Origin of the sequence: Corallococcus praedator (assembly GCF_003612125.1) — a bacterium.
GTDB classification, from domain to species: Bacteria; Myxococcota; Myxococcia; order Myxococcales; family Myxococcaceae; genus Corallococcus; species Corallococcus praedator.
In genome coordinates this window covers 1-9117 of record NZ_RAWI01000371.1, presented here as the reverse complement: position 1 = coordinate 9117, position 9117 = coordinate 1, and the positions used below count along the sequence as shown (strand labels likewise).

Annotated in this window: 10 protein-coding genes; 2 read left to right on the top strand and 8 right to left on the bottom strand. The window is 69.9% G+C overall.

What is annotated here, in order from left to right; all coding sequences use genetic code 11:
- A partial coding sequence (locus D7Y13_RS32990; protein ID WP_208734514.1) for an RCC1 domain-containing protein occupies positions 1–2143 on the top strand: 2143 nt, incomplete at its 5' end.
- A gap of 121 nt (positions 2144–2264) precedes the next feature.
- Here D7Y13_RS32990 and D7Y13_RS32985 read toward each other — a convergent pair.
- From D7Y13_RS32985 to D7Y13_RS45980, 3 genes are all read right to left on the bottom strand, one after another.
- Complete coding sequence (locus tag D7Y13_RS32985) at positions 2265–2717, bottom strand: GNAT family N-acetyltransferase (protein ID WP_120585759.1); 453 nt, start codon at positions 2715–2717, stop codon at positions 2265–2267.
- 471 nt (positions 2718–3188) lie between these two features.
- Positions 3189–3566 carry a DUSAM domain-containing protein gene (locus D7Y13_RS32980; protein ID WP_158620487.1) on the bottom strand — a complete coding sequence of 126 codons (378 nt, stop codon included), beginning with the start codon at positions 3564–3566 and terminating at the stop codon, positions 3189–3191.
- Positions 3566–4012, bottom strand: coding sequence for a hypothetical protein (locus D7Y13_RS45980; protein WP_158626176.1), 447 nt, complete (start codon positions 4010–4012; stop codon positions 3566–3568). Before D7Y13_RS45980 ends, D7Y13_RS32980 begins: the two co-directional genes overlap by 1 nt.
- A 67-nt stretch (positions 4013–4079) precedes the next feature.
- Between D7Y13_RS45980 and D7Y13_RS32975 the strand changes: the two genes are divergently transcribed.
- Positions 4080–4637: a hypothetical protein gene (locus D7Y13_RS32975; protein ID WP_120537212.1), complete on the top strand. Its 558-nt coding sequence runs from the start codon at positions 4080–4082 to the stop codon at positions 4635–4637.
- Positions 4638–4640: 3 nt separating this feature from the next.
- Here D7Y13_RS32975 and D7Y13_RS32970 read toward each other — a convergent pair whose 3' ends face one another.
- The 5 genes from D7Y13_RS32970 to D7Y13_RS32950 all read right to left on the bottom strand — a co-directional run bounded on the left by D7Y13_RS32970 (position 4641) and on the right by D7Y13_RS32950 (position 9110).
- Complete coding sequence (locus D7Y13_RS32970) at positions 4641–5522, bottom strand: DUF3014 domain-containing protein (RefSeq protein ID WP_120585754.1); 882 nt, start codon at positions 5520–5522, stop codon at positions 4641–4643.
- A 69-nt stretch (positions 5523–5591) separates the two neighbouring features.
- The gene (locus D7Y13_RS32965; protein ID WP_120585755.1) at positions 5592–6653 is read right to left on the bottom strand and encodes a hypothetical protein; all 1062 of its coding nucleotides are present in this window, start codon (positions 6651–6653) and stop codon (positions 5592–5594) included.
- An 8-nt stretch (positions 6654–6661) separates the two neighbouring features.
- Positions 6662–7537, bottom strand: coding sequence for a ribonuclease H-like domain-containing protein (locus D7Y13_RS32960; protein WP_120585756.1), 876 nt, complete (start codon positions 7535–7537; stop codon positions 6662–6664).
- On the bottom strand, positions 7537–7986 hold the full coding sequence (locus D7Y13_RS32955) for a (deoxy)nucleoside triphosphate pyrophosphohydrolase (protein WP_120585757.1): 450 nt from the start codon (positions 7984–7986) through the stop codon (positions 7537–7539). The genes D7Y13_RS32960 and D7Y13_RS32955 overlap by 1 nt, the downstream gene beginning before the upstream one ends.
- The gene (locus tag D7Y13_RS32950) at positions 7983–9110 is read right to left on the bottom strand and encodes an outer membrane protein assembly factor BamB family protein (protein WP_120630889.1); all 1128 of its coding nucleotides are present in this window, start codon (positions 9108–9110) and stop codon (positions 7983–7985) included. The genes D7Y13_RS32955 and D7Y13_RS32950 overlap by 4 nt, the downstream gene beginning before the upstream one ends.
- Positions 9111–9117 lie beyond the last annotated feature (7 nt).

The following is a 9117-nucleotide window of genomic DNA, read 5'->3' as shown; positions in this document are numbered from 1 at the left end:
GTGGGGTGGGGTGCTGGGGCAACTCCCCGCGGGCACCGGGCGCACCTTCAGCGCGCAGGCCTTCGACGCCTCCAACACCGTGCGCTACTCGGGCCAGGTGACGCCCGTCACCATCCAGGCCGGGCTGACGACGGCGGTGACGCTGCTCTTGCAGGAGGTGAATGCGCCGCCGCCCTTCGAGAATGCCGCGCCCCGTATCCTCTCGCTGGTGGCCAGCCCCGGCACCGTCGCCCCGGGCGGCCAGGTGACCCTCCAGGCCACCGCGGACGACCTGAACGCGGGCGACCCCCTCACCTCCGCCTGGACAGCCAGTACGGGTAGCTTCAGCGCGCCCTCCAGCCTCTCCACGGCCTGGACGGCGCCGGCCTCCACCGGACCCGTGGTGCTGACGCTGACGGTGACGGACTCCAAGGGTGCCTCCGCCGCCTTGAGCGTCACCGTCACGGTGAGCACCGGCACCGGCAGCGCCGCCGTCAACGTCACCTTCAACACCTGGCCCCAGGTGGCCGGGGTGACGGCGCTGCCGTCCTCCGTGGCCGTCGGCCAGGCGACCGCCGTCGCGGCCGTCGCGAGCGACGCGGACGCAGACAGCCTCTCCTACCAGTGGACAGCCTCGTGCGCGGGCACGTGGACGAATGCCATCTCCGCCAGCGCCAGCTTCACGCCCTCGGCGCAGCCGTCCGGTGGCACGTGCACGCTCACCGTGGTGGCCTCGGACGGCCGGGGCGGGCAGGGCACGGGCAGTCTGGGCATCTACGTGGGCCCGGGGACTTCAGCGCGCTTCCCGCCCGAGGTGGTGGAGGCCTCCCAGTCGAGCGCAAGCGTGCCGGCGTCCGGCGGCACCGTCGTCTTCCGGGTGAAGGCGCAGGATGCCCAGGGCAGTGCCCTTGGCTTCACCTGGGCCACCAGCACCGGGACGTTGGGCACCGCCACCAACGCGGCCACCACCAGCGAAGTCCTCTGGACGGCGCCCTCCTGTGTCCCCTCGGGCACGACGCCCACCGTGACGGCCACCGTCACCAACGCCCTCGGCCTCTTCACCCGCTTCATCTTCGCCCTCCAGGGCGGCACCGCCTGCGCTGTGAGCCCCGGGGCTCGTATCGTGGCGGGCGGGGTTCATAATCTCGTCGCGAAGCAGGACGGCACCGTCTGGGCCTGGGGCTACAACCACTCAGGCCAGCTCGGCGATGGGACAGGCACAAGGCGCCTCACGCCCGTACAGGTGCAGGGTCTGACGGGCGTCGCAGCCCTTGCTGCTGGCTACCAACATTCGCTTGCCGTGAAGCCGGACGGCACCGTCTGGACTTGGGGCTACAACGGCAGCGGCCAGCTCGGCGACGGAACGCTCACGGACCGCCCCAGGCCTGTGCAGGTGCAGGGCTTGACGGGGGTCGCGGCCCTCGTCGCTGGCGAATCCCATTCGCTTGCATTGAAGCAGGACAGCACCGTCTGGGCCTGGGGCTACAACGGCAGCGGCCAGCTCGGCGACGGAACGCTCACGGACCGCCCCAGGCCTGTGCAGGTGCAGGGCCTGACGGGGGTCGCGGCCCTCGCCGCTGGCACTCGCCATACGCTCGCCTTGAAGCAAGACGGCACCGTCTGGGCCTGGGGCCAGAACTCCGACGGCCAGCTCGGCGACGGAACCGTCACGAACCGCTTGACGCCCGTGCAGGTGCAGGGCTTGACGGGGGTCGCGGCCCTCGTCGCTGGCGAATTCCATTCGCTTGCATTGAAGCAGGACGGCACCGTCTGGGCCTGGGGCTATAACGCACAGGGCCAGCTCGGCGACGGAACCGCCACGAACCGCTTGACGCCCGTGCAGGTGCAGAACCTGACGGGTGTCGCGACACTCGCCGCTGGCTTCAACCATACGCTGACCTTGACGCAGGACGGCACCGTCTGGGCCTGGGGCCGTAACTCCGACGGCCAGCTCGGCGATGGGACAGTCACGAGCCGCCTCACGCCGGTACAGGTGCAGGGCTTGACGGGGGTCGCGACCCTCGCCGCTGGCTACTCCCATACGCTGACCTTGAAGCCGGACGGCACCGTCTGGGCCTGGGGGAACAACACCCAGGGCCAGCTCGGAGACGGAACCGCCACGAATCGCCTCACGCCCGTGCAGGTGCAGGACCTGAGCCTCTGACGGGGCACTGGGCGCCTGTGTTGTTTGGCGGGCGCCCATAGCACGTCACAGACGTCTGCGGGTTGCTTAAGGACGCGGTGCGCTGGGAACCGGCCTGCGTCCTGCGGGTACCCGGCTCATACTATTTCGGACCAAGCGTCATGAGTACCTCAGCAACTCCGTCCGCGTGCTGTTGGTTCTCCTGAGTCACGGTGCGGAAGCCACACTTCTCGAGGACGCGGATCGACCCGACGTTGTGGACAGCGACCCACGCATGGAGCGGACGAATCGGCTCAAGCACGAGGAACTCCGAGAGCGCTCGTGTCGCGATGCCCTTGCCCCAGTGCTCGCGACCAATCCAATAGGCGACGAGGCGCTTGCCGTCCTGTTCCCAACTGCCGATGTACCCAGCGACCAAGCCGCCAACGACGATGGTGCGGGTCACGTTCTCGGGGCGGAGAACCTTCGTGCGCCAGTGGGTCAGGAAGGCATCGCGTTCCCGCGACGGGAATGCGGCCATGCGCAGCGCGACTGCGTCCCGTTGGTGCTCGAAGAAGATCGGGAGGTCTTCATCTGTAACGTTGCGCAGGATCACCAAGAGAGCCGGTCTCCGTGAGCCGAGTGACGAGCCGACTCTAGCCCGCGTCCCACGCCGGGTTCCATGTACCAAGTTGGAGACGCGCTACCGGCTCGCCTTGCGCAGCACGGAGCCGACGAAGCTCGACCCCGACCAGGCCGCCGGGCGCCATCATCCGGTGGGCCCAGAAGCGAACAGGGGACAAGCCCGAATTGAGCCACCGAGTGGAGCTGCTCGTGAAGCGACTCAAGCGCAACCCAGAGCAGCGGGACGGCGACGGCAGCGGGGGCGGATTGGCCGGTTAACCGAACACCCAAGGGGGGCGTCTTGCGGGCGGACCATCCGGTCAGTTTACATAACGCTTCTTATCAGACGTCACGCCTATGGATTCCAGAGGGGCGTTCAGAAGCCAGTTCGTCCCCAAATGGGCCCTGAAGCTCAGGTGTCATCGGGGTCGTCCACGTGGTTCAGGTACGCCTGAAGCTGGGTTCAGGTGTCATCGGGGTCGTCCACGTGGTTCAGGTACGCCTGAAGCTGGGTCCGGTAGATGGGCACCACCTCCGCCGCCATCGCATCTTCAAGCACCTTACGCGCCCCGGTTCTGTCTCCACTCGCCTTGAGCGAGTCGGAGGCTCCGAATGCACGCCCGAGCCGATATGTGCCCTCTCGCGTCCGGCGATGGATCTCTCGCACTAGTGCGGCGGTGCCAGACTCGCTGCCGAGAGCCGCCTCGGCGTCCACGGCGGCCATACCCACCTGGGGCGCCATCCTCCGCAGGAGCGCCGGCAGCTCGGGGTCTTGCGGCAGTTCCGCACCACCGGCGAGTGCCAGGCCCAGATCAATCGCTCTACGCCAGTCATCGGACATCACTGCGCCACCCCGGGCCCACACATGTCGAGCGGCCATTGCCGCTGTCCTCGACAGCGCTCCATGCACGAGCCGCAGTCGCCATTCCAGCGCGGCTTCTTCGTGGACTGGCATCGGGCGTACATGTCGATGCAATGCTGCCGCCAGCCGCTGTCCGCGTCGTCGGCCGTGCTGGTGGCCGATTCCAGCTCTCGTGCCCCATTCATCAACGTGGCGGCCTCGCTTTCCGTCGTCCCGCACGCTTCTGGGCTTCGGCGCTTCTTGAGGCAACACACGATGCTCAGGTCACCCGGACGGCATGTGTCCGATGCCTGCGCCAGGTAGTCGCCCGTCGGGCGGCGGTCCGGCTCACGGGCAGCGGTTGAGCATCCCGACATGAGCGCGAGGCCAAGGCCTACGGCGGCAACCCGCACAGCCAGATTCATGCGAAACCAGATATCACTCACAGGAGTCTTCGTGCCCCCGTGTGCTCGGGCTTCCCGAGTCCGCGTCCTGCACATACGTTGCCGCCCCATGCGCCTCTTCCGACGAACCGGCCTTGCCGTGCTCTGCGGCCTCACCGCGGCCCTGCTCACGGGCTGTCCCGACAAGACGCCCCAGGCGCCCCTGGATGGCGGCGTCACGGGGACCTCGGCGCCCCCGGATGCGGCCCCCGCGACCGTGGCCTTCACGCTCCAGTACCTAGCACCGGACGCCGGCCTCGCGCTCATCCCCCTGGCCCTGGAGGAAAAGCCGCTCGTCGAGCAGACCTCCGACCTGGAGCTTCGCAGCACGCTGCCCCTGAAGAACTACCGGGTCCGGCTGATGGATGAGGCCGACCGGGCCATGATCTCCGATGACACCGTGACGGAAGCCGACGACGGGCTCGTCTACCGCATCCACCTGCCGCAGCCCCTCAAGACGGGCTTCTCGTACACGCTGGTCGTGGACGCTCAGACAGGCACGGCGTTCCAGGACTCGCGCGGTCGCGACGTCGAGGACCTCCGCGCCGCGTTCCAGGTCGCCGGCGAAAAGGAAAAGCCCAAGCCTCCGCCGCCCCCTGCCAAGGGCGGCAAGAAGAAGCACAAGTAGCCGCTACTGCCCGGTCTCCGACTGCCCCGGAGCCTCCTGGTCCGGCAGCGGCTCCGGCGTCGTGGGCGCCGGGGTCGGCAGGTTCAGCGCCGTTCGGATCTCACGCAGCTTCGCCTGGATGATCCGGATGTTCCCCGGGCCCATGCGCAACAGGTGCTTCTGGGCCCGGCTCAGGCCCTCCAGCTCCGGCGCCGTGTACACGTACAGCGCCCCCTTGGATTCCACCTCCACGGGCCCCGGCGGCACCGGCACCGCCAGCAGGTGCTGGACGGCCCGGCCGAACGTCGCCTCGAAGCTCTGTCCAGGCGGCGCGATCTCCCGGTACGCCTGGTCGATGAGCGGCTTCAATTCCCGGTACACGAGCCCCGCGCCAGTCGCATCCAGCGACCCCAGCACCCGGGCCACCAGGTCGTAGCGCGCGTAGCTCGCGGGCGCGATCGCCGTGCGGCCTCCCGTCCCAAAGGCCGTCACCTCGAAGCCCCCCGGCGGCGCCATGAACAGCAGCGAGGCCCGGGGGCTCTCACCCTCGGCGATGTTGTTCACGGACGACGTGAACCGGCGCGCCAGATCGCGCTCCTCCAGCCACCGCGCCAGCTCCGGATCCACCGACAGCTTGCGCGCCAGCTCCCGGACCCGGCCGTCGCTCTCCGGCAAGGACACCTCCGGCGGCAACGCCACCACGCCCGCGTCCACCACCGCCGGCGTCACCGCCACCGGCGCGGTCTCCGACTGGCGCTTCAGCCCGAAATACGAGGCCACCAGCGCCACGACCATCAGCGCCACCAGGATGCCCATGACCTTGCCCCGCGACGGCGCCTTCGGTGGCTCGGCGGCCGGCGGCGGTGGGACTCCCGGGGGCTGATTGACGAAGTTCGGATCGCTCATGGTCCCGGACCCTACAGACAGCCCCGGGGACCATTCCACGCGCGCGTGAACAATCCGCGCGGCCGGTGTTCACCGGTCGGAAGCCGGGCCGGACGCCAGCACGTCCTCGGGCAACCGCCAGAGCTGTCCGTCCTCCGGCGACAGGATGAAGCCGCCCGGCAGCAGGTGCAGCGACGTGACGACCTCCGTGGACAACGGCAGCTCCCACGCGCACACGGGCCGCAGCGAATGGGGGTCCAGTTGAAGCAGGTACCACTCCCCAGCCGCCAACAGGTCCTCCACCGCCACCAGCACCGAGCGCGCCGTCACGAGCCCGGTGTAGCCCGTCGCGAGCGTGCCCACCTCCGGCAGGATGAACTCCGCCGCCATCGTCCCTTCCGGATACGACCAGCGCCGCACCCAGGTGCCGCCCACGCCGATGAAGCTCGCGCCATCCGGGAAGAAGCCCGCCGGGTAGAACGGCGCGTCCGCCGACGCCACCTCCGCGCCCCGCACCAGTCCCGCCGCGCCGCGCTCCACGAACGTGAGCCAGGTGCCGTCCTGGCCGCAGCTCACCGCCGCGCCCATCACCGGCAGGCTCGGGTGCGGCATCCATTCATGCAGCCCGTCCACGTCGTCCTCGCCCAGCGGCGCGTCGAGGCTCGTGGCCATCCCATCCACGTCGGACAACGTCTGGGCATCCACCAACTGCACGGACGCCCGCCCGGCCACCACGTCACTGGTCCACAGCCCCTGGCCGGTGCTGTCGAACGCGATGGCCTGCGTGGGCCGCGTCCAGGTGCGCGCCGTCGTTCCCGCGGTGCCCCCGTCCGGCCCCATCCCGACCATCTCGATCCGCCCCGGCCCCAGCACCGCCGCGCACTTCAGCGACGGGTGCAGCGCGACGAGCTGCGCGGCCCGGGGCAGCTCCAGCGAACGCTCGGGCGGCCACGCCTCACCGGCCTGGAGCACCGCGAGCCGGCGCGCGCTCAGCGCGAGTCCCAGCGCGTCCCCGCCCGGACTCAGGACGAAGCCGTCACCGGCCCACTCCGCGTCCGTCACCGGCAAGGCGGTGACCCGGGTGAGCTCCACGCGGCGGCTGGGAATGCCCCAGGGGGCGCCGGGCCGCGGCCGGCCGACCCAGGGGACCACCTGGCCGCTCAGGAATCCTGCTCCATGGCCCGCACCCGAGCGAGTGTGTCCACATCGCTTGGGGTGGGCCCCAGCTCCAACAGCAGCCGGCTCACGTCGTACAAGAGGTCCCCGCGCTCGAAGACCTTCAGCCGGGGCACGTCCAGGTTCAGGTCGTCCGCGCCCTTGTTGTAGGCCAGGTCCATCAGCGACCGGAGCTGGAACGAGTCGTACAGGTTGTACTCCACCAGGTAGCGCAGCGCCGCCACGTCCCCCCGGCGCAGGTACGCGCGCCACAGCAGCACCGCGTCGTAGCCGTTGGCGCCCTTCAGGTGCGGCGGCCGGCCCACGCCCAGCTTCTCTTCAATCTCCTTCAGCCCGCCGCCCAGCCCCAGCCGCCGCGTGACGAAGCGCAGGTCGATGTGCGCCTCCGGCACCGGGAAGTGCTTCGCGCCGAAGTACTCCTTCAGCACCGGCACGTCGAAGCACGAGCCGTTGAACGTCACCCACAGGCGCCGCTTCGCCATGGCCTCCGGCAGCGCGTCCATGTTCCGGCCCTGGATGAAGACGTGCAGGCCCGCGGTGTCGAACAGGCTCACCACCGTGGGAACCTGGGTCTGGCTGCCGTCCGTCTCGATGTCGAAGTAGACGGCGTCGTCCTGGAACTCCGGGAACAGGCGCCAGTGCTCGCGCGACGGCACCAGGCGCGCCAGCTCCTTCAAGTCCCTGCGGGCCAGCGCCTCGCGGGCCACGGCGATGCGCTCGCGGGCAATCACGTCCGCCTTGCGGCTGATGACGATGCCGCCGTCCGGGAAGTCATCCCAGGTCCGGATGCCCTTGGACCACAGGTCCTTCTCGCGCCACGGCCCCACGCCGGGAATGTGCTGGAACGTGTGCAGCAGCATCAATCGAGCGCACCCATCCTTCCGGCCAGCAGGTCCTCCAGGAGCGGCACGTCCGCTTCACAGAACGGCAGCGCCTGCATCTCCGTCGGCGTGTGGAACGCAAGCATGTGCGCGCCCAGCGGCTTCGGTTCACCCGACACCAGCGCGGCCGCGTACAGCACCAGCTCCACGGTGAGATCCGGATACGTGTGCCGGCCCTCCCACAGGCGGCGGCCCACGGACAGCTCCACGTCCAGCTCCTCGCGGCACTCGCGCGCCAGGGCGGCCTCGTCCGTTTCGCCGGCCTCCACCTTGCCGCCGGGGAATTCCCAGAGCAGCGCCCGGCTCCCGCCGGGAAGCCGCTGCTGGACAAGGAACCGGCGTCCACCGTCCCCCTGCCCCCTGTCCGACGAAGGCTGGGGAATCAGCGCCGCCACCACCCGCACCGTCCGGGGCACGGCGCGCGTCACCCGCGCGGCCCCTTCTTCACATTGTTCATGTCCAGCGAGTACAGGTACGCGTTGTTGGACAGCACGTACACCCGCGAGCCCACGACGTATGGCGGCGCGGAGATGCCCCTGCCCGGGTTCCACGACAGGCGCGTCTTGCCCGTCGTCGGGTCCACGAACAGCAGCGCGTTCTGGTTCGGGATCAGCAGCATTCCCCGAGCCAACACCGGGGCCAGCGCCGTCTTGTCCTTGAGGGGGAGCGACCAGATGAGGCGTCCCGTCTCCCCCAGGTAGGCGTCCACGCGGCTGTCACCGGCGGCGAACACCACCTCACCCCGGGCGAGCACCGACGTCATGCCCCCCACGCTGGTGTTCCACAGCACCGCGCCGGAGTCCGCCTCCAGCGCGTAGAGGCCGCTCTTGTACGAGGCCACGTAGAGCCGCCCCGCCGAGTCGATGGCCGGCGTGGTGTCCACGTCCAGGAACTCCGTCCCGGTGCCCGACAGGGACTTCTCCCAGATGACGCCGCCGTCATCGACCTTCAGGGCGACGAGGAAGCCGTCGGAGAAGCCGATGTACGCGGTGCCCTGGTCCACCTTCGGCGCGGAGGCGCCCCGGATGGTGAAGCCCGACGGAGGGTCTCTGCGGTACTGCCACACCCACGTCCCGTCCGACGCCTTCACCGCGAACACCGTGTCGGTGTCCGTGGCCACCAGCACCAGCCCGTCAGCCAGCACCGGCACCGTGGCCAGCGACTCCTGGGTCGGGTACTTCCACTTCACCTTCCCGGTGATGCCGTCGAGCGCGTACAGCGTGCCGTCACCGCCCGGCGCGTAGACGACGCCCTCGCTCGTCATGGCGCCCGCGAGCGCCGGGCCCCCCGTCTTGAACGACCAGGACAGCGTTCCGTCCGGGCCCACCGCGTGGATGTACCCGTCGCGCGTCTGCGCGATGACGTTGCGGCTCTCCGGCTCGTACACCGGGGAGGCAGGCTCACGCGGCGAGTACTCGAGCAGCGGGACCTTCCCCACCAGCCCCTTCCACCAATCCACCTGGAAGTACTCCACCTGCGGCTGGGTCGGGGCCTTGGGCAGCTCCGGGCTGCCATACAGCTGCGCCCGGCCACACCCGGCCAGCAGCCCCACCCCGGCC